Origin of the sequence: Flavobacterium sp. N3904, from assembly GCF_025947305.1 — a bacterium.
Lineage (GTDB): Bacteria > Bacteroidota > Bacteroidia > Flavobacteriales > Flavobacteriaceae > Flavobacterium.
The window spans coordinates 2,071,290-2,096,925 of the sequence record NZ_CP110009.1 but is presented as its reverse complement, the minus strand read 5'-3'; the positions used below and the strand labels follow the sequence as shown (position 1 = coordinate 2,096,925).

Genomic DNA, 25,636 nt, shown 5'->3' with positions numbered 1-25,636 from the left:
TTAAGTTCTTATTTTTGTAGCAGGTGTCGCTATCGTTATCGCGCCAAAAGAAGTTCGTTGTTTTGTCATTTCAATTTAATGATGTTTCCCTTATTATTTTGAAAAATTCAATCTCTACAAAATCGTCGGGTAAATTAATGAAACAGTTTTCAGTTTTACGGACTCCATTTTTTTTAAAATCTATAACCCAACCTGTTCTTTTCTTAAATTTATGAATTGAATAATTTATCCCATTATTTTGACCAATCCAATTGTCATCATCAACATAAACCCAATCAATTTGAAAATTTAATTTTTCAATTGCTTGTCTAAATTCAGTACAATTTTGAAATCGAGTTCCTCTGTTTTTGTGGATAGATTTATTTAATAATTTGATTACTTTTTCAGGAATATTTGGTAAATATTGTCTTGGCGGAAATAAGTCTTTTTTAACTGCTTTAAGCCACTCTTCTTTGCTACTAAATGTAAAAGGAAGTTTGTTTGTGTTGTTCAACAATCTGTAAAGAGTAATGCCTGTTGCATAAATATCACTTAATTTATCCATTGGATTTCCTTCAATAACTTCCAAAGGCTGATGTGGTCTGTAACCCAAAACATCACTTGGGTCAGAATGATAATTTATCGCTAATCCAAAATCTGAAAGTTTTGCTTCGCCATTATCTCCGAACATTATATTTCCTGGTTTCACATCTCTGTGTAAAACATTATTATTGTGTGCTTGTTCAAGTCCTAAAAGACTTTGTTGTATTATTTTGCAACTTTCTTTAACTGAAATAAACCGTTTTTCAATATGTTTTTGAATTGAGCCTTTAGATAGATATTCCATTACAATTATTACAACTGCTTCGCCATTATACATAGTTGCTCTTACATCTTTAACATCAACAATGTGTTTATGTCTGCATAAATCTAAAGTTTGGCCTTCTTTTACAGCATTTACAAAATTTTCTGGATTTGGAACTTTAATTACTTTTACTGCAATTTCTTTTTGTAAATACGGGTCATAACACAAATATACGTGTCCAAATGCACCATTACCTAAATGGTCAACAACTTGAAATTTATCTAATGTAGTTCCTATCATATTACAATAAATTAAACCAAGCAACTAAAACTGCATCTTTTGTTGCTTTGTCCCAATATGGAGGATTACTGCCTATAATTCCATCGATATGAGAATAAACGTCTGTTTTCTTTGGTTGTCCAAATTTTGTTGCATTTATTGCAGGACTTGAATAACTATTTATTGGAATATTTTTCTTTTTTGCAAGTAAATTCAAAATCGCTTGAGGATAACAAGAATTTCTAATTTGGTCTAATTTAGTTAGAGTTAATGAAATTTTATGTGAAATTTTATTTGGTTGATGTTTATCAATTATAAGTGATAATTGTGTTTCAAACCATTCCATTAAATCAGATGTATCCATATTGTTTGGATAGACAATCTTGTTTTTTTCAATTATTGTTGGCGGATTAGAAATTCCATCAAGGACACAATAACGAAAGTCATTCATTGTAAAGTTAAATCCTATAATTTTCATTTGGTTATTTTTAGTTATTGTTTTCTACGATTTTCTGTCACAATGGCTACAAATTGTATATGCCCACTACAATAAAGCGTCTATACACCCAAAACTGATTAGCTCAGTCAAAAGTTCATTTCGTTTATTACTGTTAGTCTCAAACTTACAAAGCCATTTTTACTATTCTATACGGTTTCCCGTAATTAGTATAAAAAACAAAATGATCTGCCAAAAATGTGAGTTACTGCATTACTGTTCCCGCTAGCTGTGCTTTCCTTTTTAGTAAGCCTGCTTAGCATTAAGCTACGCAGACTTGTCATAAAGATACGTGAACTTAGCATCCAGCGACCATGACTTGTCATAAAGCTAGGTTTACTTGTCATGAAAGCACGTTATCGTAGTGCAGAGAGCAGAAAGTAGAAGGCAGAAAGTAGAAGGCAGAGGGCAGAAAGCAGAAAGCAGAAAGCAGGGAGGATTCTTTGGATTGAGTTAAAAAGCTTCGTGAAACTTTGTGAATTCTTCGCGTTTCTCTGTGAAATAAAGTTTAATACCAATTATGGTCCTAACTCTTGGAAATACAACCAACAAAAAAAGCGATTGCGAATAGCATTACCTATTCAACAATCGCTTGTTTCAGCTTTTAATTTTCTTTATTTTAAAATGGCCTTCAGCTCATCTAAGCTGACTTTTTTCTGCTCTCCAGAAACCAAATCTTTCAAACTATATTGATTACCATTCATTTCTTCTTCGCCTACGATTACTGCATACCGAATAAATCGCTTATCAGCGTGTTGAAATTGTTTTGCCACTTTGGCATTATCAGGATACAATTCTACTTTTATTCCATCAGCGCGTAATTCCTTGATGGCTTTCATCGAATAGAAAGCTGCTGCCTCACCGTAGTTGAGAAACAAAGCTCGTGAAGTCGATGTTACCGCTTCCGGGAACAATCCTAACTCTTCGACCACCAAATAAATTCGGTCTAGTCCAAAAGAAATTCCAACTCCACTCATATTTTTTAATCCAAAAATACCGGTCAAATCATCGTAACGACCACCGCCACCGATGGAACCCATTGCAACTGTTTTGGGAGCAGCTACTTCAAAAATGGCTCCTGTATAATAATTCAGTCCTCTGGCCAATGTCACGTCCAAATCCAAACTAGCTGTTGACAATCCTAGATTAATAACATTATCGCAGATAAAACGAAGCTCCTCCACTCCTTTCATTCCTTCGGTTGATGAAGAAAGTAAAGCCGACAGTTTTTCGATTTTCTCAGAGATGGTTCCTGTAAAATTGAATAACGGCTGTACTTTGACAATCGCTTCTTCGGCAATTCCTTTTTCAATCATTTCTTTCTTTACGCCGTCCTCGCCTATTTTGTCGAGTTTGTCTAAAGCAACTGTAAAGTCAATCAATTTATCCGATGCGCCAATGACTTCGGCAATTCCGGAAAGTATTTTTCGGTTATTGATTTTTATGGTAACGCCTGCCAATCCCAAAGCGGTAAAAACAGAATCGTACAATTGCACCAAATCTACTTCTTGCCACAAGGATTTCGACCCAACCACATCGGCATCACATTGAAAAAATTCTCTGAAACGCCCTTTCTGCGGACGATCGGCACGCCAAACTGGTTGAATTTGGTATCTTTTAAAAGGGAATTCAATTTCGTTTTGGTGTTGCACTACATAACGCGCAAACGGCACGGTTAAGTCATAACGCAAGGCTTTCTCGGAAATGCTTGATGTTAATCGGGTGCTGTCTTTATTTTCTATATGAGTTGCATTGGCTTTTGCCAAAAAATCACCTGAATTTAATATCTTGAAAATCAATCGGTCGCCTTCTTCTCCGTATTTCCCCATTAAGGTATCGGAGTTCTCGAATGAAGGGGTTTCTATAGGTTGGAATCCAAATTTTTCGAAATTGCTTTTTATGATTTGGATAATGTATTGTCTTTTTGCCACCTCAGCAGGTGAAAAATCTCTGGTTCCTTTTGGAATACTCGGTTTCATCAATTATGAATTTTAAATTACAAATTACGGATTTTAAACTTCAAAAAAAGCGATTTACTCAAAACCATAATTCGTAACTCGTAATTCGTAATTTAAAATTCCTAATTCTCACTGCAAATATCTTACTTTTAAAATAATTCCGTTTGAAAAATTTGTGATTTAATTTAATGCTTCTTTAATCCTGTTTTCAAGAAAGTTGATTTATGACTTTTTCAAATAGAGACTAACTGCAAGGGATTCCTATAATAAATTTAACCGCAAGGAGCGCTAAGATATTGGCTCTCTTGAAAAACGCAAGGTTCGCAAAGCTTAGCGTTCCTTGCGGAATTATAGACAAAGCAACAAAACCTTTGCGGCCTTTGCGGTTAATAAAGGAGTCAACCGCTGGAAATAGCTCCTTACAACTATTTAACCAAATTTCTCAAATCATAATTGTAACAAAAAGTGTATTTTCGTGTCAAATAACGCATGATGCTAAAACTATTCAAAGAAAATATCCGAATCGCATTTGGTTCTATCCGAACTCAATTGCTAAGAACCATTTTAACCGTAATGATTATTGCCATTGGTATAACGGCGCTGGTTGCAATCCTGACCCTTGTGGCTGCACTGGAAAATACTTTATCTTCCAATTTTGCTTCAATGGGAGCCAATACTTTCAACATTAATCAATACGAAAACACCTCTCGAAGACGTGGCGGCGGGGAACGCGAAATCATAAATCCTATTATTTCCTATCCCGAGGCAATGGCTTTTAAGAACAAATACAATTACCCATTTACCGAAACCTCGCTGTCATTTACAGCTACGGGAACTGCCGAAGTAAAATACGAAGCTACCAAAACAGATCCCGAAATAAGTGTTCTGGGCGTTGATGAGCATTTTTTGACCAATTCGGGGCTCGAAACCAGTTCAGGCAGAAATTTTACCAAATTTGACATCGACAACAATACCTACTCCTGTGTGGTGGGTTCTGATTTTGAAAAAGGACTCCTGAAAGATGTCAACCCAATTGGCAAAACGCTTTCGATACGAGGTGCCAAATTTAAAGTCATTGGTGTACTAAAAGAGAAAGGCTCGACCTTTGGAAACAGCCAGGATTTAAGGGTTTTGATTCCGATACAAGTGGCCCGTTCCTTATTTACGGCACCGAACATCAACTACACTTTGAGCGTCATGGTCAGTAAAAAAGAACTTCTGGATCAAGCCATTGACAATGCCAATAGCAACATGCGTAGAATACGAAAATTAAGCCCTGTAAAAGACAATAATTTTGCCATAGTACGAAGCGACGATTTGATCAACAGAATTCTTGGCATCACCAAATATCTTGGACTTGCAGCATGGCTCATCGGGATAATTACCATCCTGGGATCGTCTATCGCACTGATGAATATTATGATTTTTTCGGTAACGGAGCGTACCCGAGAAATTGGTGTTCGAAAAGCATTGGGAGCAAAAAAATCAACTATCGCCTTTCAGTTTTTTATAGAAACCTTACTAATTGGACAACTAGGTGGTTTTGTTGGTATTATTTTTGGGATATTGATCGGTTTTGGGTTTTCTAAAGTTATGGACTTTGATTTTGTAATTCCGTGGGGAGCCATGATAGCAGCGTTTGTTGTTAGCTTTTTGGTGGCACTTGTTTCTGGCTTGTATCCCGCCTTAAAATCAGCCAATATGGATCCTATTGAGGCGCTGCGTTATGAATAAGAATTCAGATTGCAGGTGGCAGAACGCAGAATTAAGATTGCAAATTGCAGAACGCACGTTTCAGAACGCAGGTTTCAGAACGCAGGTTTCAGAATGCAGATAGCAGAATTCAGATTACAGGATAATTAAATAACTTAGCTTTTTAAATAATAACAATGAGATTTCAAGATTTGTTAGCTTATAAGAAATCATTTGAGTTCGGAATGTCTGTTTTTCATATTTCGAAAACTTTTCCAACAGAAGAGAAATACTCGTTAACAGACCAAATTAGGCGTTCTTCAAGAAGTGTTTCGGTAAATATTGCCGAAGCTACCAGAAAAAGAAGATATGTGAATCATTTTATTTCCAAACTAACAGATAGTGATGCCGAAAACTCAGAAACCCAATCTTGGCTGGAATATGCACTTGCCTGTGAATATATCAATCAAGAAGTTTTTGACAATTTAACTTCAAAAAGTCTTGAAGTTGGGAAATTATTAAATTATATGATGACCAATCCTGATAAATTTAATTAACAAAATCTGTTCCCTACCTTCTCAGCAATCTGCCAACTAAATTCTGCCTTCTGAAACCTGCAATAATTCTGCGTTCTGCCATCTGCTATCTGAAACCTGTCCTCATCATTCTATCATTCCCGTAAATATCCTTTCTCAATTCAATATTTTTAAAATCCATTCCTTCCAATAATTCAACCATTTCCTGACCCAAATATTGGTTGATTTCAAAATACAGTTGTCCGGAATTCGAGAGGTTTTTTTGAGCCAAATCGGCTATTTTTCTATAAAAAATCAAGGCATCATTGTCCTCCACAAAAAGAGCCAAATGAGGTTCGTGTTCCAAAACATTTTTTTTGATTTCCTCTTTTTCCAGATTCCGAACATACGGCGGGTTTGAAACAATAATATCAAACTCCTGTTTTAAATCCAATGTTTCAAGAATATTTTGTTCTATAAAAGTAATGTTTACTTCGTTTAGAGTTGCATTTTTTTGGGCAGTTGCCAATGCTTTTTCAGAAATATCAATGGCAAAAACCTCAGCATTAGGGAGATTCTTAGCCAACGAAATAGCGATGCATCCGCTTCCTGTCCCTATGTCTAAAATCCTTAAATTTTGACTTTTGATTTTTGACTTTTGACTGTTAATAATCCAATCCACCAGTTCCTCTGTTTCTGGCCTCGGAATCAAAACGTTTTCGTTGACTTCAAAATCCAATCCATAAAAACTTGTTTTGCCTAACAAATACTGAATCGGAATTTCCAATTTCAATTGTTCCAAAATAGAATTCCAAACCTCAATTGCTGATTCAGAAAATACCAAATCCGGCTGCAAAGCCAAATCGATTCTTTTCAATTGTTGTTTTTCTTCCAGTATCAAATAGAAAAAACTCTCCGCTTCGCCTTCACCATACATCGAAGTAAGCGCTTCAATAAATTGAGTTCTGTATTCTTTTATTTTCATGTTGTTTTTTTCTTACTAAAGCGCTAAATCTTTCAGCATCCAAACCGGACAACTCGTATGACCTGTACTTCCCATTGGTGAACAAATATTTTCGAAACCAACTTTTCTATACAACTTTTGGGCATCATGCATAAAAGGCATCGTTTCCAGATAACATTTTTCATAACCAAAATCTCTGGCACTTTGCAAACATTGCTCCATCATTTGACTACCGATTCCTTTTCCGCGGGTTTCAGGAAGAAAATACATTTTTTGCAGTTCGCAATAAATGACAGCTTCATTTGCGAGTGGTGCAACGCCCGCTCCACCGACAATTTTACCTTCACTTTCGACTACATAATAAACAGATCGCGGTTTATTGTATTCTTCAAACATCATATCAAGATAAGGATCTTCATAAGCTGTTCCTACTTTTGGAATATTCAACTCATCAAAAACATCTCTGATTAATTGCGCGACCGCCGGATTGTCTTCTTTTTGTATTTTTCTAATAACCCAATTATTCATAAAACTTTATTATTTATTCAACGTCACAAAAATAGCCATTGTAAATGGGAAAACATCCTAAGTTTTGAAACTAAATCCTAATCCCAAAATTACTACTTTTGCAAAGTGAAAATACATGAAAAATACATGGGCCGTTGCATACAATTGGCCAAAAACGGACTAGGAACGACCTATCCCAATCCTATGGTTGGAAGCGTGATTGTTTATGAAGGCAAAATCATAGGCGAAGGCTGGCACAAAAAATCAGGAGAACCACATGCCGAAGTCAATGCAGTAAACTCGGTACAAGACAAATCATTGCTAAAAAAAGCTACTATCTACGTGAGTCTGGAACCGTGTAGCCATTTTGGAAAAACACCTCCTTGCTGTGATTTGATTATAAAAAATAAAATTCCAAACGTCGTTATTGGCACTGTTGATCCCAATATTAAAGTAGCGGGAAATGGCATCAAAAAATTAATAGAAGCAGGCATTCATGTTACAATTGGAATTCTTGAAGATGAATGCAACGAACTCAACAAACGATTTTTTACTTTTCACCAAAAGCAAAGACCTTATATTATTTTAAAATGGGCACAAAGTCAAGACGGTTTTATTGCTCCTCTTGAAAAATTGGAGAAAAAACCAGTTTGGATTACCAATACGTATTCCAGACAATTGGTTCATAAATGGCGAACCGAGGAACAAGCTATTCTGGTAGGCACACAAACAGTTATTGACGACAATCCCAAACTGAATGCAAGAGATTGGTCTGGAAACAGTCCCGTACGGATAGTTTTAGATCAAAATAATAGAATTCCAGAAGACAGTTCAATTTTTGACAATCAAATCAAAACGATTGTCTTTACAAAATCTAAAAACGCAGTCTCCGAAGAAAACACTACCTTTGAAGTGATTGATTTTGAACTAAATATAGCAAAACAAATTGTTGATTCGCTTTACAAGTACAACATTCAATCGGTTATAATTGAAGGTGGACTCCAAACCTTACAAACCTTTATCGATGAGAATCTTTGGGACGAAGCTCGAGTTTTTTCAGGAAAAATGATTTTTGGAAAAGGAATTAATGCTCCATTAATTTCAAAAACAAATTTCGAAAAATATACAATTGACACCGATGAATTCTTAATTATCAGAAACCATGATTAATGCTATTATTTTTGATTTTGGAGATGTGTTTATCAATTTAGATAAGCAAGCAACTATGGATGGTTTAAAAAATCTTGGTGTAACCCAATGGAATGAAGATTTAGACCAATTGAATTTACAGTATGAAGTAGGTTCCATTTCGGAAGATGATTTTTTGTTCGGGATTCAAAAACACACCAACAATGCTTCAATCGAAGATATTTCGAAAGCATGGAATGCAATACTTCTGGACTTCCCACTGTATCGATTGGAATTTCTTCAAATGCTTTCCAAAAAATACCGTCTGTTTTTATTGAGCAATACAGATGCCATTCATATTAATACTTTCGAACAAAAAACGGGTACTACATTTTATAGTGATTTTTATCAATGTTTTGAAAAAGTATATTTTTCTTTTGAAATTGGTATGAGAAAACCCAATCCAGAAGTTTTCAATTTCGTACTGGATCAAAATGGACTGCAAGCCAAACACACTTTATTTATTGATGACAAAAAAGAGAATACAGATGCTGCATTGTCACTTGGACTTCCTGTTTGGAATTTACAGGTAGGCGAAGAAGATGTGGTTGATTTGTTTGATAAAAAAATAATTTAGAAGAATCCCCTTTTGGAAATTAAAGACACTTACAACACCATTGCTTTTCCCTCTGAAGAATCTTTATTCAAGGAAAAAAGTAGCAAATTCTTTGGCTATGCTTTCCCAATCGAATCAGAGGAAGAAGTAAAACCCATTATCGAAATTTTAAAAAAACAACATCCTCACGCCGTTCACTATTGTTACGCCTATCAAATAGGAACAGAAACTATCCAATATAGAGCAAATGATGACGGAGAACCAAGCAATACAGCAGGAGCTCCAATTTACGGCCAAATACAATCCTTTGGACTTACCAATATCCTTATCGTAGTTGTTCGAATTTACGGCGGAATAAAATTAGGCGTTGGCGGATTGATTTCGGCATACAAAACTTCGGCACAAATTACTTTGGAATCTTGTGAAATTATCGAAAAAACAATTGACATTCCTTTTCAGATTTCATTTGATTACAAAAACATGAATAAAGTGATGCGAGTGATCAAAGAAAAAAAATTGGACATTACTTCTCAAGAAATGGAAATAAATGAAGAAACCAATTTGCCAATTGGCAAAATTATAGTAAAAAGTAGAAAAAAAAATGCCAAAATGATATTCGACACTTTTAATTCATTGTTTGAAATTGACATAATAAAACTATAAATTCTCATTAAAAAGAACTCTTTCTAATGATTACTCAAAAGTTTTTAGTAGTTCCAAAATGTAATCTGGAGGAGCAATAGGTTTGCCTGTTTTTAAGGACACAAAAACCAATAAAAATTGAGCAGTTGTTAATAACTCTTTGGCTTCATTATAAATTGCACAATCAAATTCGATCTTCACAGACGTCTGACTTTTGAAAACGGTATGCACCGTTAACAACTCATCATACCGGGCCGATTTTTTGTAATTGATATTCATATTGACAATTGGCAACGCAATCCCGCTTTCTTCCATACTTTTATATGAAATCCCTTTGTTTCTAAGCCATTCGACTCTTCCTATCTCAAAATAGGGTATGTAATTTCCGTGGTAAACAACGCCCATTTGGTCTGTTTCAGAGTAACGAACACGTACTTGAATTTGATGATCTTTCATTAATTATGTTTTAAAAATTTAAATTTTAAAATGCCCCTTACAACAATATTTTCAAAAATTATAACCCAAAATATTTTTTTTTACAGATAATTGTTCACATATTTGTTATCCCGAAAAAAGAATTTTACACCTATTCTTTTTGTAAGACAATAATTACTATAATAAAAATAATTTTAACTAGATATATGAACAAGACTGCACAATCAGTATGGGAAAACTGTTTGTCCTTCATAAAGGACAACATTCAGGATCAAGCTTATAAAACTTGGTTTGAACCAATTAAATCAGTTGAACTTACCGATAATGCATTATATATTCAAGTACCTAGTAAATTTTTCTACGAATGGCTAGAAGAACACTATGTAAAATTGTTAAAAGTAGCCCTAACCAAAGAACTTGGTAAAAATGCAAAGTTACTCTATAAAATCAAAATGGAGAATACTTATGGCAACAAACAACCGTTTACGGAACAATTGCCAAGTGCCAATAGAGGACCAATGAAACCCCAAGAGGTTGATGCCCCTTTTAAAAACCTTAATCCCGAATTAAAAAATCCTTTTGTTATTCCTGGTATTCGAAATTTAAAAATCGAGTCCCAATTGAATGCCAATTATAGTTTTGATAATTTCCTTGAAGGAGACTCCAATAGATTAGCCCGTTCAGCGGGTATGGCTGTTGCCAACAAACCTGGAGGAACTTCATTCAATCCGTTATTGATTTTTGGCGGTGTCGGGTTGGGAAAAACACACTTAGCTCATGCTATTGGTGTTGAGATCAAAGACAAATATCCCGAAAAAACGGTTTTGTATATATCTGCTGAAATTTTCACCCAACAATATATTGACTCCGTAAAGAAAAACAACAGAAATGATTTCATCCATTTTTACCAATTAATAGATGTTTTAATCATTGATGATGTTCAATTCCTTTCCGGAAAATCAGGAACACAAGATGTATTTTTTCACATTTTTAATTATTTGCACCAAAATGGAAAACAGGTTATCTTGACCTCAGACAAGGCTCCTGTTGATATGCAAGATATTGAACAGCGGTTATTGTCCCGTTTCAAATGGGGATTGTCTGCCGAGTTGCACCAACCCGATTATGAAACGAGAATATCTATACTAAAAAACATTTTGTATCGTGACGGAGTTGAAATTCCAAACGAAATAATAGAATATGTAGCTCGCAACATTAAATCAAATGTTCGCGAATTAGAAGGCGCTATCATTTCATTAATTGCTCAATCTTCTTTCAACAAAAAAGAAGTAACTATCGAGCTGGCTAAAAGTGTAGTAGAGAAATTTGTGAAAAATGTAAAAAGAGAAATCTCAATCGATTACATTCAAAAAATTGTCTCCGATTATTTTCAATTGGATTTAGAAACCTTGCAATCCAAAACCAGAAAAAGACACGTAGTTCAAGCAAGACAATTGGCCATGTTTTTTGCCAAAAAATTCACTAAAGCTTCCTTGGCCAATATCGGTTCACAGATTGGAGACCGCGATCATGCCACTGTATTACATGCTTGCAAAACTGTAGACAATTTAGTAGCAACCGACAAACAATTCAAAAAATACGTCGAGGATATTAATTCAAAATTAACGCTATAAAAGCATTATGCCTGTCAAAATATTAATGGTTTGTTTGGGTAATATCTGTCGTTCTCCACTAGCAGAAGGAATATTGGCCTCCAAACTCCCTAATGACAAATTTACTGTAGATTCTGCAGGAACTGGTTCTTGGCATGTTGGTCGCGGTCCAGACAACCGCTCTATTGCCACTGCCCAAAAAAACGGTTTAAATATTGCCAATCAAAAGGGGAGACAATTTGAAAGATCTGACTTCGATACTTTTGATTACGTTTTTGTAATGGACAACAGTAATTACAGAGATGTCATTCACCTTGCTCAAAACGAAACCCAAAAACAAAAAGTACAACTCATTCTAGACGCCATCTTTCCTGGTGAAAACGTAGACGTCCCAGACCCATACTACGGTGTATCAAATGGTTTTGATATGGTTTACGAAATGCTCAACGAAGCTTGTGATATCATTGCCCAAAACTTGATTGCAAAACATCCCTAAGAAAAAGTCTAAGTTTCCATAACTTTACCTACAATAATAGTAACCAAAACCATTTGGTAAAAGTTAATAACAAATATTTTATTTCTAAAACAGAAAGTCAATCCTATGAAATCAGCACCGCTTCTTGGAAAACTATATTTAATTCCAACAACTATGGGCGATTGCGACCCAATGGACGTATTACCGCAAACCATTAAAAGATGCGTTGAATTAATTGATTATTATGTTGTTGAAAATGACAAAACAGCTCGAAAGTCTATTAAACTGACCAATCCCGAGAAAAAACAATCTGAATTAAAACTTTTCGTTCTCAATAAATACACCGAAGCCAAAGATCATCAAGAATTCATAAAGCCACTTTTGGAAGGCAAAAATATGGGATTGATGAGCGAAGCCGGTTGCCCCGGAGTAGCCGATCCGGGCGCTGTAATTGTAAAATTAGCACACGAAAAAGGCATTCAGGTTGTACCACTTGTTGGTCCATCCTCTATCCTATTAGCCATGATGGCATCGGGAATGAACGGTCAAAGTTTTACCTTCAACGGCTATTTACCCATTGATAAAGGAGAAAAGAAAACCGCTCTTAAAACGCTTGAAAAACTATCTTCAGACAAAAATCAGTCACAAATTTTCATAGAAACACCTTACCGAAACAACAAAATGTTGGAAGACATTTTACAAGCCATAAACCCAGAAACCTACCTCTGCATCGCCACCGATATCACACTCCCAACAGAATATATCAAAACCAAAAGAGCTGTAGCCTGGAAAAAAGAAACAGTCGATTTACACAATCGTCCTACTATTTTTATCATTCATAAAATGTAACAATACAAAAGAATTTGGGTGTGACCCCATAAGAAAAAGGGGCAAACTTTTCAAACCGATCATTCTGCCCCTTTCTCTTATGCGGTCGGGCTATTTGCGCTACTTTGGTAGCCAGCGTCTATCCCTCACACAGCTCGCAAGAATATTTATTTTCTCGGAATATTTATTTTACCCGAACATCATTCCTTCAAAAAAAGAAAAAATCAGCTTAAAAAAACTACTTTTATACTCCTGAAAATAAATTCATTTATTACATGAGTAAATTACCAAACGTAACCACCAGTATCTTTACGGTAATGTCCAAAATGGCATCAGAACATAATGCTATCAATCTTTCACAAGGGTTTCCAAACTTTCCCGTTGACGAAAGACTGACCGAGACTGTTTCTAGACTTGCCAAAGAAGAAGTGCACCAATACACACCCATGTCGGGTTACACACCTTTGTTAGTCAAAATTGCAGCATTGGTAAAATCATCCTACAATCGCAATATCCTTCCCGAAACCGAAATACTCGTTACAGCCGGTGCAACCCAAGCGATATTCACTGCATTACTGGCCATACTAAAACCCAACGACGAAGTTATCATTCTCGATCCAAGTTACGATTGTTACGAAGCTCCAATATTATTAAGCCAAGCAAAACCAATACGAGTAGCGCTAAATGATGATTATACACCCAATTGGACAACAATTGAAAAAGCATTTTCTCAGAAAACCAAAATGATTATCATCAATAATCCACACAATCCTACGGGCAAAATTTTAAATGAATCTGATTTTGAAAATCTTGAATTTCTGCTTGAAAAATACCCAAATGTACTTTTACTTTCTGACGAAGTTTACGAATACATTACTTTCGAGCAAAAACACATTTCAACTCACAGTCGACCCAAATTACTTGATCGGTGCATTATGGTTTCTTCTTTTGGGAAAACTTTTCATGTAACGGGCTGGAAAATAGGTTACCTTGTAGCACCCGACTATTTGATGAAAGAAATCAAAAAAGTCCATCAGTTTTTGGTGTTTAGCGTCAATAGCATTTGTCAGGTAGCTGTTTCTGAATATCTGGATTTAGTTAGCATCAATAAAATTGGGCCATTCTATCGGGAGAAGAGGGATTATTTCAGAACATTATTAAAAAACAGCCGATTCAAATTAATGCCTTGCGAAGGAACTTATTTTCAAGTAGCCTCGTATGCCAACATTTCAAACGAAAATGATATTGATTTTTGCAAACGTCTAATTACAGAGTATGGTGTTGCCGCAATTCCAATATCCACTTTTTATGAAAATGGTAAAGATTTAAAATTAATTCGTTTTTGCTTCGCCAAAGACAATCACACTTTGGAAGAAGCTACAAAAAGATTATGTAAAATTTAAAAATTGAATTTATATTTTTATTATGCATGCATACTATTTTATTTTATTACATTTACAATCCAAAAAAAAATAAATTATGAGTTATACCGATAAAATGTTGAGAGACGATGCTTTAAAAGGCAAAGTAATAGTAGTTACAGGAGGCGGAAGTGGCTTAGGAAAAGCGATGACCAAATATTTCCTGGAATTAGGGGCACAAGTTGCCATTACTTCTAGAGATTTAGAAAAACTAAAAAATACCGCCAAAGAATTAGAAGCCGAAACTGGAGGAACGTGTTTACCGTTACAATGTGACGTTCGTCATTACGAAGAGGTAGAGAATATGTTACAGGAAGTATTGAAAGCCTTCGGAAAAGTAGATGTTTTATTGAACAATGCCGCAGGAAATTTCATCTCCCCAACAGAACGTTTATCGGCCAATGCTTTTGACACGGTAATTGATATCGTTTTGAAAGGATCCAAAAACTGCACACTTGCCTTTGGAAAACATTGGATAGATACCAAACAAACATCTGCAAGTGTATTGAATATTGTTACTACTTATGCCTGGACAGGTTCGGCTTATGTTGTTCCGAGTGCGACAGCCAAAGCCGGAGTACTGGCTATGACGAGAAGTCTTGCCGTAGAATGGGCCAAATACGGCATTCGTACCAATGCCATTGCGCCTGGACCATTTCCTACCAAAGGAGCTTGGGACCGCTTATTACCGGGCGATCTAGCCGAAAAATTTGATTTGGCCAAAAAAGTACCTTTGAAACGCGTCGGTGACCACCAAGAATTGGCCAATTTAGCGGCTTATTTAGTTTCAGATTTTTCTGCATATGTCAATGGTGAAGTAATTGTTATTGATGGAGGTGAATGGTTAAAAGGAGCTGGACAATTCAATTTACTCGAAGCCATACCCGAAGAGCTTTGGGATCAATTGGAAATGATGATTAAAGCAAAGAAAAAAAGTTAGCTACCTGTGATATTTACCGATTAACATCAACAACTATCGTAAATAATCAGAAATTACACTAAATAATAAATCAATAAAAAGAGAACTATTTATGCAGTTCTCTTTTTTTACGCATAATAATTTTAAAAAAAGCAAAGAATACACAGTATTGCTAAGATAAATTGGAAAGTATAAAAACTATTTGTTTTTGTTAACAAAATAGATTTTCTAAACCCATAAATAATTGTATTTTTACCGTTCAAAATTTAGAAAATAAATGGGCAAAATCATAGCGATTGCGAATCAGAAAGGTGGAGTTGGAAAGACTACTACTTCTATTAACCTAGCAGCTTCGTTGGGTGTTTTAGAAAAAAAAGTATTACTAATAGACGCTGATCCTCAGGCAAATGCCACGTCAGGTTTAGGAATTGATGTAGAAACAATTGAAATTGGTACGTATCAAATTTTGGAACACAGCCACACTCCAATGGAGGCTATTATAAAATGTTCGGCTCCAAATGTTGATGTAATTCCTGCACATATTGATCTTGTTGCCATCGAAATCGAATTGGTTGACAAAGAAAACAGAGAGTATATGCTAAAAAAAGCATTAGACAGCATCAAAGATCAGTACGATTATATTCTTATTGATTGCGCTCCTTCTCTAGGATTATTAACCTTGAACGCTTTAACAGCAGCAGACTCCGTTGTTATTCCTATTCAATGCGAATATTTTGCACTGGAAGGTTTGGGTAAATTATTGAATACAATAAAAAGCATTCAAAAAATTCACAATCCAGATTTAGACATTGAAGGCCTATTATTGACCATGTTTGATTCCAGATTGCGTTTATCCAATCAAGTAGTTGAAGAAGTTCAAAAGCACTTCAATGACATGGTTTTTGAGACCGTAATTCAAAGAAATGTAAAATTGAGCGAAGCACCTAGTTTTGGCGAAAGTATTATAAACTATGATGCAACCAGTAAAGGTGCCGTTAATTACATCCACTTAGCTCAAGAAATTATAAAGAAAAACAGTAAATAGTTGTATGTCAAAAGCAATAAAAAAACAAGCCTTAGGTAGAGGTTTATCTGCATTATTAAAAGATCCCGAAAACGATATTCAATCGGTAGAAGATAAAAATGCTGATAAAGTGGTTGGAAATATTATAGAGCTTGAAATTGATGCTATAGAAATAAATCCGTTTCAGCCCCGAAGTAATTTTAATGAAGAATCACTAAGAGAATTAGCCACCTCCATCAAGGAATTGGGGGTTATTCAACCTATAACCGTTCGTAAATTAGACTTCAATAAATACCAATTAATTTCTGGAGAACGTCGTTTACGTGCATCCACATTGATTGGACTTACGACCGTTCCTGCTTATATTCGTATTGCAAACGATAACGAATCTTTAATCATGGCCTTGGTTGAAAACATTCAACGACATGATTTAGATCCTATAGAAATTGCACTTTCATATCAACGCTTAATTGATGAAATTCAATTGACTCAAGAACAAATGAGTGAAAGAGTAGGTAAAAAACGATCTACTATTGCCAATTATTTAAGACTTTTAAAATTAGACCCGATTATTCAAACAGGAATACGTGATGGCTTCATCAGTATGGGACATGGACGTGCCATCATTAACATTGACGACCATGATGTTCAAACGGATATTTACCAAAAAATCGTCAGTCAAAATCTTTCGGTTCGAGAAACAGAAACTTTGGTAAAAAATTATCACGAAAGTTTAAAACCTAAACCTGCATTACCAGCAAAAACCGCTTCATTTGAAATTGATGATGAGCAAGTAAGCACTTTTAATAAATATTTTGGAACAAAAATCGACGTAAAAGTAGCTGGAAATGGTAAAGGTAAAATTACAATTCCATTTGATTCTGAGACCGATTTTAATAGAATTTTAAAATTAATAAACGGGTAGTGAATAAAATCATTTCCATAGTTCTACTCCTTTTCATTTTTGGGAACGCAGCAGTTTTTGCACAAACAAATAACGATGCAATTCTAAAGATAAAAGATACTGTAAAATCAAACGACATAGATCCTTTGACACCTGCAAAAGCTGCCTTTTATTCGGCTATATTACCTGGTTTAGGTCAAGCATACAATAAAAAATACTGGAAAATTCCAATAGTTTATGGTGCTATTGGAACAAGTACCTATTTATACATAGACAATACCAAAAAATACAATCAATACAGAGATGCCTACAAGAGCAGACTGGCTGGAAATCCAGATCCTGATTATGACTATCTTTCGGACAAACAATTAATATCGGCTCAAGAATTCTACCAACGAAATGCTTCTTTATCGGCACTATTTATTGTTGGTTTTTACATCCTTAACATTATTGACGCCAACGTTGACGCAGCTTTGATACAGTTTAATGTCAATCAAAACTTATCGCTACGACCAGAATATAATCCTGATAGTGTAACATTAAAATCAAATTTGGGACTAACCCTTAATTATCGTTTTTAAAATACAAAATCGATACGTTTGTTATAGAATTTAAAATACAAAAAAACATGAAAATTGCGCTTTTAGGATACGGAAAAATGGGTCAGGTAATCGAAAGAATAGCTCTGGAAAGAGGACATGAAATCGTTTTGAAAAAAGACGAATTCAATACTTACGATGGCCTTTCAAGCGCCGATGTCGCTATTGATTTTAGCGTTCCTTCAGCAGCAGTAAACAATATTTCCAGCTGTTTCAACGCTAATGTTCCCGTAGTTTCTGGAACAACAGGTTGGCTTGAACATTATGACGAAATGATTGCTTTGTGCAAAGAAAAAAATGGTGGTTTTATCTCCAGTTCTAACTTTAGCCTTGGCGTCAATTTATTTTTCGAATTCAATGAATATTTAGCCAAAATCATGTCCAAATTCGACCATTACAAAGTAGAAATGGAAGAGATTCACCACGATCAGAAACTAGATGCACCGAGCGGAACTGCTATTTCATTAGCCAAAGGCATTATTGAAAACAGCAACTATGCGAATTGGACATTAGATACGCCAAAAGAAAATGAAATTCATATTGAAGCTGTAAGAGTAGGAACGGTTCCAGGAACGCATACAGTAACTTACAATTCTGATGTTGATTCAATCGAAATAAAACACACCGCGCATAATAGGGAAGGTTTTGCCCTAGGTGCTGTAATTGCTGCCGAATGGCTTGCCGGAAAACATGGAGTTTATACCATGAAAGATGTACTTAACTTAAATTCCAAATAAAAAATTTAAATTATAATTAGAAATTGAATAAAAAATCTAATTTCTAATTTCAAACTTCTAAAATTCAAAATTATGACTTTATATCTTTGGTTTGTATTTTTCTTGGCTGTTCAGGTTATTCATTTCTTAGGAACTTGGAAACTATACGAAAGTGCTGGAAGAAAACGTTGGGAAGCTGCTGTTCCTATTTACAATGCAATTGTTTTGATGAAAATTATAGGACGCCCTACTTGGTGGACTATTTTACTTTTTATACCCATCATTAACCTGATTATGTTTCCCGTTATTTGGGTAGAAACCATCCGTAGTTTCGGTAAAAAATCATTTATAGACACACTACTTGTTATTGGAACTTTTGGATTTTATATCTTTTATCTTAATTATACCCAAAGTTTAAATTACGAACCAGACAGACATTTAAGTCCAGATCATAAAGCGGCGGATACTATTAGTTCATTGCTTTTTGCTGTGATTGTTGCAACTATTGTTCATACCTATTTTGTACAACCTTATACTATTCCAACCTCTTCGTTGGAAAAATCATTGTTGGTTGGCGACTTTTTGTTTGTAAGTAAAATGAATTATGGCGCTAGAGTTCCTATGACAACCGTGGCAATGCCTATGGTACACGACACCATTCCTTTTACCAAGCAAAAGTCATATTTGAATTGGCCTCAATTACCTTATTTTAGACTTCCAGCCTTACAATCCATCAATCGTACCGATATTGTTGTCTTCAACTGGCCAGCGGATACTGTTTACAAATTTAGAGATCAATCTGGACTAAGAGTTGACAAACCAGTTGACAAAAAATCAAACTATGTAAAACGTTGTGTTGGTATTCCTGGTGATAGTTTATCAATAAAAGATGGATTGGTTTACATTAATGGAAAAGAATTAATTTTACCGGAACGTGCAAAACCACAGTTTTCATACAATGTTGTTTTGGATAATAAAACACCTATTGATTTCGAATACCTTTTGAAGGATATGGATGTCACTGACGGTGCTGGATTCTTAAACCAACAAACAAGAGATACTTTATTTATTAGCGCACTGACTGCTGCTGGAGCGGAGCGACTAAAAAATGTCCCAGGAATCACTTCTGTAAACCGAATTATATCCAAGAATGTAGAAAATGGTATTTTCCCACACATCAACAAATGGAACCGTGATAATTTTGGCCCAATATATATTCCTCAAAAAGGAAAAACAGTTGCATTAACTTTAGAGACTTTACCTTTTTATAAAACCATCATAACCGATTACGAGAAAAAAGACCTGAAAGTAAATGGTAATGAGATTAGAATTGATGGAAAAGTAGCCACGACTTATACTTTTGATCAAAACTACTACTGGATGATGGGAGACAATCGCCATAACTCTGAAGATAGCCGTTACTGGGGGTTTGTTCCTGAAAATCACATTGTAGGAAAACCAATATTCATTTGGATGAGTTGGGATACTAATGGAAAAGGACTTGGGAAAATACGTTGGGACAGAGTATTTACAACAGTAAGCGGGGAAGGACAACCGCAATCGTATTTTAAATACTTCTTGATTGCACTAGCTGCCTTTTTTGTTGGGGAATATTTTTGGAAAAAAAGAAAAGCGAAACAATTAGAAAAATAATTCAATAGCTTTGCATCACAATTAGAAATAAAAAAGTCATACTGTCAATAAAATGACGTTATGACTTTTTTCTTTAATACCATCGAAGATGAAAACACTACTACATCCCTCTTATTTCCCGTCCATAAGTCATTTTGTTGCAATGGCTCAATCGGATAGCATTACATTTGAAATAGAGGATAATTTTCAGAAACAAACCAATCGCAACAGAACATACATCTACAGCCCAAACGGAATTCAGTTACTGAATATCCCTATAAAACATTCCAATGCAACACATCAGAAGACAAAGGACATTAAAATAGAATCGGAATTTGACTGGCAAAAACAGCACTTCAAATCGCTTGAAGCTGCCTATAGAAGCTCTCCTTTTTTTGAATATTTTGAAGATGATTTAATGCCTATTTTTCAAAAGAAACATACTTTTTTGATGGATCTCAATTTTGAAGCTTTAGAAATTGTGTGCAAATGTCTGCGTATGAAATTGGAATACAACACCACAACTGAGTATTTTCATGAAGTAGACAATGCTCAAATTGCAGATTTTCGCTATTTGGTAAACGGAAAAAAAGACAATTCAATTTTTGAAAACTACACTCAGGTTTTTGATGACAAATATGGTTTCCTGAATAATTTGAGTGTCCTTGATTTATTATTTAATGAAGGAAAATATGCCATGGAGTATTTGAAAAATCAAACTTTAATCAATAATTCAAAATAATTATTTCATCGATAACTTCGCCATTATAGGATAATGATCGGAATTTTGAAACTCAGGAAAGCTTTCAAATTGTTTGACTTCCATCGTTTCATCAGCAAAAATATAATCGATTCTGGCGGGATAATATCGGAATTTATAAGTAGCTCCAAAACCTTTTCCGGCTTCTTCAAAACTATCTTTCAGTTTTCCCTTTATATTTCGATACACATATGAAAATGCACTATTATTCATGTCTCCACAAATGATAATTGGGTATTTACAATCTTTTTTATGCTCTTGAAAAATAGTAGCTTGCTCTTGTTGTTGCTTGAAAGCCTTACTAATTCTTCTAATAAGTGACTTTGATTTTTGTTGATCAATGACGTCAATGTTTTCGGATATTTCATTGACATCGGGCGATATTTTTATGGACTGCAAATGCATATTATACACTCTGACAATATCTTTCCCTTTCTTAATGTCGGCAAATACTACATTATTATTCGAATTAGGAAAAACAATATTTCCTTGATCTATGATGGGAAATTTAGAAAAAATGGCCTGACCTGTTTTTATTTGGTTGCCTTCCATCAAAACATATTTATAGGGATATACTTTTAAATCAATATTGCCCGAATTAGAAAATTCCTGAATACAAAGAATATCCGGATTTTTCTCGTTGATAAATTCTAAAATCACTGTAGGAATATCATCACGATCCAACCATTTAAAAACATTAAACAGTCTCACATTGTAGCTCATCACCGTAAAATCTTTATCACTTTCCTGAAATTCCTTAGACGAAAATTTATAAAATTTATTGAAAAAAGTAATTCCAATTAAAAGAACCAGTCCTGACAAAATCATGCGTTTCTTAAACTGAATCGCCCAATACAGAAAAAAGAGCCCATTCAATAAAAAAAATATAGGCATAAATAAAGTAAAAACCGAAAGAAGAGGGAAAATTTTTGGCGACAGAAAAGGAAGCAAATACGCACTGAATGTCAGCACTATAAGCACTAAATTCAAAAAAAACATTCCTTTATTAAACCATGAAAGGTTCTTCATTTTTTAATGCGTTTAAAACTTTATGCAATAAAAGTTTACGATTTATACTCCGATTAATAATATAAAAATAAACTATTTTCCAGCTTTAAACAAAAATTCTTTTTCTTCTTTATTCAAGCTATCGTAACCAGACTGACTTATTTTGTCCAAAATCTCATCAATTTGTTGTTGCGTTTTGTCTTTTACCACAATTTTTGAAGCTGATTTTTCGACAGGTTTTTTATAATTTTTATGTACTTTTTTGAATGGAGTTGCTGGCTTTTTAAAAAGATTAGCAAAAAAATCAAAAATACTGGTCACTATTTTACTTAGGTCAATTCCGTTTTGAAGTAATTTTATAAAAATAAAACCAAACAAAGCACCCGCTAGATGTGAAATATGTCCACCAGTATTTTCTGAACGAAACTGCATTAAATCCAAAATTAGGATTACAGCAGTGATGTGCCATAATTTTACATTACCAATAAACATTAATCGCACATTCATCAATGGACTATAGGTCGTCACAGCTACTAAAATTGCCATGATAGCGGCCGAAGCTCCAATGATAGAACCACTCAAATGCAAGATATTGAATCCCAAAACAAAAATCAATCCCGCAAAAATTGCACTTAATAGATATAAGCCCAAATATTGTTTGGACGAAAAAAAAGTCAAAAACAAGTAGCTTGCAAAATTGAGTACCATCATGTTGAAAAACAAATGCCAAAAATCATTATGAAAAAAAGCATAGGATAGAAAAGTCCATGGTTTTGTTACCAAATCTGTTGGATTTGATGACAAAGCAATCCAATTGGGGAAAACAAAAATGCGTTCTTTATAATGATAGAAAAATGCTAATGAAACCAGAAAACAACCTACATTCCAGAAGATCATTTTTAAGCCAATTCCTCCTAATCTGTATTGCAATTTTAAATCGTCTAAAATATTCATATTTAAGTTTATGAGTTGTGAATTGTAGTCAATATTATAGTTCTCTTGGGAGAATTTAATTCCAACGGTTTCTATTGAATTGATTTTTCTTCCAATACAACATCATTAAATAACCAACCAAAGCTCCTCCAAGGTGGGCAAAATGGGCAATTCCACTAGAACCTCCAAAAGGAGAACTACCACCAACACCCAAATACAAATCAATCAATAACAATCCAGGAACAAAATACTTTGCTTTGATAGGAATTGGAATGAACATCAAGGCCAATTCGGCATTTGGAAACATAAAAGCAAAAGCAACTAATAGACCATAAATAGCTCCAGAAGCGCCTACTACATTTCCTAAATACGCCCCCATGAAAGATTGAAAATCAGAAGGAGTTAACACTTCCTGCCATTTGGTTTCATACTTTCCTTCACTTAGTATTTTTAGTATTTCTACTTTTTGATATCCATTGGCTAATAAGGTATTAATTCCATTTTCAAAAAAATAATAATTCACCCCAGTATGCAATAAAGCTGCTCCTAAACCACAAGAAATGTAAAAGAACAGAAACTTTTTACCTCCCCAAAAATGTTCTAGTGCAGAACCAAATGAATACAAAGCAAACATATTGAAAGCAATGTGCATGATATTTGGCAATGGCGCATGCATAAACATGTGTGTGAAAATTTGCCAAAAATGAAAATCCGGACTTTCGAAATAATACATCGAAAGCAATTTGTAAGCGGGCTCTCCAACAATCATGGAGCCAATATAAAACAATACATTAATTATCAATAACTGTTTTACTGTCGGTGTAATATTCATCATAATGCAAATTTTTTATCTAAATCTTCCACACGCATGGTAATGAAAGTCGGTTTTTGAAATGGGGAAACATTAGGATCTTTACAGGCAAAAAGTCCATTTACTAAGTTTTCCTGTTCTTTTTCGGTTAAATAAGTACCTGTTTTTACAGCCAAACTCTTGGCCAATGATTTGGCAATAGTATCGTTCTGGCTGAAACTGCTCTCCGGTATTCCGTTATGCAAATCACTCAATAATTGATCTAATACTGCAGCTACTTCGCTCTCTGTAACATTTATCGGAATACCCGAAATAACTATATGATCATGATTTGATTCCTCAAAAACAAAGCCAGTATTCATCAATGATTGCTGCAACTCTACAATAAGTTCCATTTCGCTTGCCGAATAAAACAAATTAATGGGAAACAACAATTGCTGACTCGATGCTTGATTTACCGTCATATTGACTAGAAATTGTTCATACAAAACACGCTGATGTGCTCTGTTTTGATCTACTATCACCATTCCAGATTTTATAGGCGAAACAATGTATTTTTTATGAATTTGATATGATTTATGAACTGCCTGTTCTACTTCGTGATCATTAAACAACGATGATGTAACTTCTTCGTTTTCAAAAATAAATTCATTGTTTTCGAAAGCATATTCGTTGTTGCTCGAAGCAAATGCATCGTCTCCAGAAACCACAGCGGTATCGTGTTTTACATCTACATACAAACTTTCCCAACTAGCAGCAGGTTCTGTTTTCTTATAAGATGAAAAAAGCTTATTGGGTTTATCTTCGGCGAAAGGATTATAATTTCCATCTACTTGAATGGTTGGCACTTCCGCGTCCAAATTTTTATAATGATAAGGCGTGTCTAAATTGGCATCACGTTCAAAATCCAGAACGGGCGCTACATTAAACTGACCTAAACTGTGTTTAATAGAAGCCCTCAGAATAGCATACAAAGCGCTTTCGTTATCAAATTTAATTTCCGTTTTCGTAGGATGTATATTGATATCGATTGTATTTGGCGGCACGGTTAAATACAAATAATAACTCGGTTGAGCACCATCTTTCAAAATTCCGTCATAAGCAGCCATAACTGCATGATGCAAATAGGGACTTTTTATAAATCGGTCATTGACGAAGAAAAACTGTTCGCCCCTATTTTTTTTGGCAAATTCAGGTTTACTTACAAAACCCTGAATATTCATCATCTCAGTATCTTCGACAACTGGCACCAATTTTTCATTGGTTTTACCACCAAAAAAATTGACAATTCGCTGTCTCAAACTCGATGGCGGCAAATTGTACATGTCACTACCGTTGTGGTAAAAGGTAAAATGAATTTTGGGATGCGCCAATGCTACTCGTTGAAATTCATCAATCACATGTCGGTATTCCACCGTATCGGATTTTAGGAAATTACGACGAGCTGGTATATTAAAAAATAAATTCTTAACCGCAAATGAAGTTCCTTTGGGGAGCACCGCCACATCTTGAGATACAAACTTACTACCTTCAATAATAATGTGTGTTCCCAATTCTTCCTGCTCTTGTTTGGTTTTCATTTCCATATGAGCAATTGCCGCAATAGAAGCCAATGCTTCGCCACGAAAGCCTTTGGTATGCAATGAGAATAAATCTTCTGCTTGACGAATCTTGGAAGTCGCATGACGCTCAAAACACATACGGGCATCGGTAACATTCATGCCAGAGCCATTATCAATTACCTGTACCAATGATTTTCCTGCATCTTTTATAATCAATTTGATGTCAGTAGCTTTGGCATCAACTGCATTTTCCAATAATTCTTTTACTACTGAAGCAGGTCTTTGCACTACTTCTCCAGCAGCAATTTGGTTGGCAACATGATCAGGAAGCAATTGAATTATACTCGACATTAATAAAATATTAGGTTTCAGGTTTTAGATTTCAGATTTTAAACAAAAATTAAAATCAAAGATG

At 34.7% G+C, this 25,636-nt stretch carries 26 protein-coding genes; 16 read left to right on the top strand and 10 right to left on the bottom strand.

The annotated features are described in order from the left end of the window. Positions 1-70 precede the first annotated feature (70 nt). From OLM57_RS08800 to hisS, 3 genes are all read right to left on the bottom strand, one after another. Positions 71-1,084 carry a serine/threonine-protein kinase gene (locus OLM57_RS08800; RefSeq protein ID WP_264566827.1) on the bottom strand — a complete coding sequence of 338 codons (1,014 nt, stop codon included), beginning with the start codon at positions 1,082-1,084 and terminating at the stop codon, positions 71-73. Between the two features lies 1 nt (position 1,085). Beyond that, the gene (locus OLM57_RS08795) at positions 1,086-1,541 is read right to left on the bottom strand and encodes a hypothetical protein (RefSeq protein WP_264566826.1); all 456 of its coding nucleotides are present in this window, start codon (positions 1,539-1,541) and stop codon (positions 1,086-1,088) included. 632 nt (positions 1,542-2,173) lie between these two features. Beyond that, positions 2,174-3,538 carry a histidine--tRNA ligase gene (gene hisS, locus OLM57_RS08790; protein WP_264566825.1) on the bottom strand — a complete coding sequence of 455 codons (1,365 nt, stop codon included), beginning with the start codon at positions 3,536-3,538 and terminating at the stop codon, positions 2,174-2,176. A 468-nt stretch (positions 3,539-4,006) separates the two neighbouring features. Between hisS and OLM57_RS08785 the strand changes: the two genes are divergently transcribed. Continuing rightward, positions 4,007-5,251 carry an ABC transporter permease gene (locus OLM57_RS08785; protein WP_264566824.1) on the top strand — a complete coding sequence of 415 codons (1,245 nt, stop codon included), beginning with the start codon at positions 4,007-4,009 and terminating at the stop codon, positions 5,249-5,251. 155 nt (positions 5,252-5,406) lie between these two features. Continuing rightward, on the top strand, positions 5,407-5,766 hold the full coding sequence (locus OLM57_RS08780; RefSeq protein ID WP_264566823.1) for a four helix bundle protein: 360 nt from the start codon (positions 5,407-5,409) through the stop codon (positions 5,764-5,766). An 85-nt stretch (positions 5,767-5,851) separates the two neighbouring features. Here the strand turns inward: OLM57_RS08780 and prmC are convergent, their stop codons facing one another. Beyond that, positions 5,852-6,709, bottom strand: coding sequence for a peptide chain release factor N(5)-glutamine methyltransferase (gene prmC, locus OLM57_RS08775; protein WP_264566822.1), 858 nt, complete (start codon positions 6,707-6,709; stop codon positions 5,852-5,854). 15 nt (positions 6,710-6,724) lie between these two features. Further along, positions 6,725-7,216, bottom strand: coding sequence for a GNAT family N-acetyltransferase (locus OLM57_RS08770; protein WP_264566821.1), 492 nt, complete (start codon positions 7,214-7,216; stop codon positions 6,725-6,727). A 105-nt stretch (positions 7,217-7,321) separates the two neighbouring features. Between OLM57_RS08770 and ribD the strand changes: the two genes are divergently transcribed. The 3 genes from ribD to OLM57_RS08755 are packed head-to-tail and all read left to right on the top strand — an operon-like array spanning position 7,322 to position 9,602. Then, positions 7,322-8,365: a bifunctional diaminohydroxyphosphoribosylaminopyrimidine deaminase/5-amino-6-(5-phosphoribosylamino)uracil reductase RibD gene (gene ribD / locus OLM57_RS08765; RefSeq protein WP_264566820.1), complete on the top strand. Its 1,044-nt coding sequence runs from the start codon at positions 7,322-7,324 to the stop codon at positions 8,363-8,365. After that, complete coding sequence (locus OLM57_RS08760; protein WP_264566819.1) at positions 8,358-8,960, top strand: HAD family hydrolase; 603 nt, start codon at positions 8,358-8,360, stop codon at positions 8,958-8,960. The genes ribD and OLM57_RS08760 overlap by 8 nt, the downstream gene beginning before the upstream one ends. Before the next feature lie 12 nt (positions 8,961-8,972). Next, complete coding sequence (locus OLM57_RS08755) at positions 8,973-9,602, top strand: IMPACT family protein (RefSeq protein WP_264566818.1); 630 nt, start codon at positions 8,973-8,975, stop codon at positions 9,600-9,602. Between the two features lie 30 nt (positions 9,603-9,632). Here OLM57_RS08755 and OLM57_RS08750 read toward each other — a convergent pair whose 3' ends face one another. Next, positions 9,633-10,037: an acyl-CoA thioesterase gene (locus OLM57_RS08750; RefSeq protein WP_264566817.1), complete on the bottom strand. Its 405-nt coding sequence runs from the start codon at positions 10,035-10,037 to the stop codon at positions 9,633-9,635. Positions 10,038-10,222: 185 nt separating this feature from the next. Here OLM57_RS08750 and dnaA point away from each other — a divergent pair, with 185 nt between their 5' ends. The 11 genes from dnaA to OLM57_RS08695 all read left to right on the top strand — a co-directional run bounded on the left by dnaA (position 10,223) and on the right by OLM57_RS08695 (position 20,889). After that, complete coding sequence (gene dnaA / locus OLM57_RS08745; RefSeq protein WP_264566816.1) at positions 10,223-11,650, top strand: chromosomal replication initiator protein DnaA; 1,428 nt, start codon at positions 10,223-10,225, stop codon at positions 11,648-11,650. Positions 11,651-11,657: 7 nt separating this feature from the next. After that, positions 11,658-12,125 (top strand): low molecular weight protein-tyrosine-phosphatase, encoded by a 468-nt coding sequence (locus OLM57_RS08740; RefSeq protein WP_264566815.1) that lies wholly within the window; start codon positions 11,658-11,660, stop codon positions 12,123-12,125. Positions 12,126-12,230: 105 nt separating this feature from the next. Then, entirely contained in the window at positions 12,231-12,953 is a 723-nt protein-coding gene (locus OLM57_RS08735) for an SAM-dependent methyltransferase (RefSeq protein WP_264566814.1), read from the top strand. A gap of 254 nt (positions 12,954-13,207) precedes the next feature. Further along, positions 13,208-14,335, top strand: a complete 1,128-nt coding sequence (locus OLM57_RS08730; RefSeq protein WP_264566813.1) for a methionine aminotransferase — start codon at positions 13,208-13,210, stop codon at positions 14,333-14,335. 76 nt (positions 14,336-14,411) lie between these two features. Next, positions 14,412-15,293 (top strand): SDR family oxidoreductase, encoded by an 882-nt coding sequence (locus OLM57_RS08725; RefSeq protein WP_264566812.1) that lies wholly within the window; start codon positions 14,412-14,414, stop codon positions 15,291-15,293. A gap of 256 nt (positions 15,294-15,549) precedes the next feature. Then, entirely contained in the window at positions 15,550-16,317 is a 768-nt protein-coding gene (locus tag OLM57_RS08720; protein WP_264566811.1) for a ParA family protein, read from the top strand. Between the two features lie 4 nt (positions 16,318-16,321). Next, positions 16,322-17,221, top strand: coding sequence for a ParB/RepB/Spo0J family partition protein (locus OLM57_RS08715; protein ID WP_264566810.1), 900 nt, complete (start codon positions 16,322-16,324; stop codon positions 17,219-17,221). Next, entirely contained in the window at positions 17,221-17,781 is a 561-nt protein-coding gene (locus OLM57_RS08710; protein WP_264566809.1) for a DUF5683 domain-containing protein, read from the top strand. Before OLM57_RS08715 ends, OLM57_RS08710 begins: the two co-directional genes overlap by 1 nt. 47 nt (positions 17,782-17,828) lie before the next feature. Beyond that, a complete protein-coding gene (gene dapB, locus OLM57_RS08705; protein WP_264566808.1) occupies positions 17,829-18,536 on the top strand; it encodes a 4-hydroxy-tetrahydrodipicolinate reductase in 708 nt (235 codons plus the stop codon). A gap of 72 nt (positions 18,537-18,608) precedes the next feature. Next, on the top strand, positions 18,609-20,168 hold the full coding sequence (gene lepB / locus OLM57_RS08700; RefSeq protein ID WP_264566807.1) for a signal peptidase I: 1,560 nt from the start codon (positions 18,609-18,611) through the stop codon (positions 20,166-20,168). 88 nt (positions 20,169-20,256) lie between these two features. Next, positions 20,257-20,889, top strand: coding sequence for a WbqC family protein (locus tag OLM57_RS08695; protein ID WP_264566806.1), 633 nt, complete (start codon positions 20,257-20,259; stop codon positions 20,887-20,889). Here OLM57_RS08695 and OLM57_RS08690 read toward each other — a convergent pair whose 3' ends face one another. The 4 genes from OLM57_RS08690 to mutL all read right to left on the bottom strand — a co-directional run bounded on the left by OLM57_RS08690 (position 20,890) and on the right by mutL (position 25,572). Continuing rightward, the gene (locus OLM57_RS08690) at positions 20,890-21,936 is read right to left on the bottom strand and encodes an endonuclease/exonuclease/phosphatase family protein (protein WP_264566805.1); all 1,047 of its coding nucleotides are present in this window, start codon (positions 21,934-21,936) and stop codon (positions 20,890-20,892) included. 72 nt (positions 21,937-22,008) lie between these two features. Continuing rightward, a complete protein-coding gene (locus OLM57_RS08685) occupies positions 22,009-22,869 on the bottom strand; it encodes a rhomboid family intramembrane serine protease (RefSeq protein WP_264566804.1) in 861 nt (286 codons plus the stop codon). Between the two features lie 55 nt (positions 22,870-22,924). Further along, positions 22,925-23,683, bottom strand: coding sequence for a rhomboid family intramembrane serine protease (locus OLM57_RS08680; protein WP_264566803.1), 759 nt, complete (start codon positions 23,681-23,683; stop codon positions 22,925-22,927). Beyond that, a complete protein-coding gene (gene mutL / locus OLM57_RS08675) occupies positions 23,680-25,572 on the bottom strand; it encodes a DNA mismatch repair endonuclease MutL (protein ID WP_264566802.1) in 1,893 nt (630 codons plus the stop codon). The genes OLM57_RS08680 and mutL overlap by 4 nt, the downstream gene beginning before the upstream one ends. Between the last annotated feature and the right edge of the window lie 64 nt (positions 25,573-25,636).

Coding starts and splice junctions, on each gene's coding strand:
- OLM57_RS08750 (WP_264566817.1), bottom strand. CDS start 10,037: ATGAAAGATCATCAAATTCAAGTACGTGTTCGTTACTCTGAAACAGAC.
- OLM57_RS08760 (WP_264566819.1), top strand. CDS start 8,358: ATGATTAATGCTATTATTTTTGATTTTGGAGATGTGTTTATCAATTTA.
- OLM57_RS08785 (WP_264566824.1), top strand. CDS start 4,007: ATGATGCTAAAACTATTCAAAGAAAATATCCGAATCGCATTTGGTTCT.
- OLM57_RS08715 (WP_264566810.1), top strand. CDS start 16,322: ATGTCAAAAGCAATAAAAAAACAAGCCTTAGGTAGAGGTTTATCTGCA.
- OLM57_RS08800 (WP_264566827.1), bottom strand. CDS start 1,084: ATGATAGGAACTACATTAGATAAATTTCAAGTTGTTGACCATTTAGGT.
- OLM57_RS08735 (WP_264566814.1), top strand. CDS start 12,231: ATGAAATCAGCACCGCTTCTTGGAAAACTATATTTAATTCCAACAACT.
- prmC (WP_264566822.1), bottom strand. CDS start 6,709: ATGAAAATAAAAGAATACAGAACTCAATTTATTGAAGCGCTTACTTCG.
- OLM57_RS08690 (WP_264566805.1), bottom strand. CDS start 21,936: ATGAAGAACCTTTCATGGTTTAATAAAGGAATGTTTTTTTTGAATTTA.
- dnaA (WP_264566816.1), top strand. CDS start 10,223: ATGAACAAGACTGCACAATCAGTATGGGAAAACTGTTTGTCCTTCATA.
- lepB (WP_264566807.1), top strand. CDS start 18,609: ATGACTTTATATCTTTGGTTTGTATTTTTCTTGGCTGTTCAGGTTATT.
- mutL (WP_264566802.1), bottom strand. CDS start 25,572: ATGTCGAGTATAATTCAATTGCTTCCTGATCATGTTGCCAACCAAATT.
- OLM57_RS08695 (WP_264566806.1), top strand. CDS start 20,257: ATGAAAACACTACTACATCCCTCTTATTTCCCGTCCATAAGTCATTTT.
- OLM57_RS08795 (WP_264566826.1), bottom strand. CDS start 1,541: ATGAAAATTATAGGATTTAACTTTACAATGAATGACTTTCGTTATTGT.
- OLM57_RS08780 (WP_264566823.1), top strand. CDS start 5,407: ATGAGATTTCAAGATTTGTTAGCTTATAAGAAATCATTTGAGTTCGGA.
- OLM57_RS08720 (WP_264566811.1), top strand. CDS start 15,550: ATGGGCAAAATCATAGCGATTGCGAATCAGAAAGGTGGAGTTGGAAAG.
- hisS (WP_264566825.1), bottom strand. CDS start 3,538: ATGAAACCGAGTATTCCAAAAGGAACCAGAGATTTTTCACCTGCTGAG.
- OLM57_RS08685 (WP_264566804.1), bottom strand. CDS start 22,869: ATGAATATTTTAGACGATTTAAAATTGCAATACAGATTAGGAGGAATT.
- OLM57_RS08740 (WP_264566815.1), top strand. CDS start 11,658: ATGCCTGTCAAAATATTAATGGTTTGTTTGGGTAATATCTGTCGTTCT.
- dapB (WP_264566808.1), top strand. CDS start 17,829: ATGAAAATTGCGCTTTTAGGATACGGAAAAATGGGTCAGGTAATCGAA.
- OLM57_RS08725 (WP_264566812.1), top strand. CDS start 14,412: ATGAGTTATACCGATAAAATGTTGAGAGACGATGCTTTAAAAGGCAAA.
- OLM57_RS08770 (WP_264566821.1), bottom strand. CDS start 7,216: ATGAATAATTGGGTTATTAGAAAAATACAAAAAGAAGACAATCCGGCG.
- OLM57_RS08730 (WP_264566813.1), top strand. CDS start 13,208: ATGAGTAAATTACCAAACGTAACCACCAGTATCTTTACGGTAATGTCC.
- OLM57_RS08680 (WP_264566803.1), bottom strand. CDS start 23,683: ATGATGAATATTACACCGACAGTAAAACAGTTATTGATAATTAATGTA.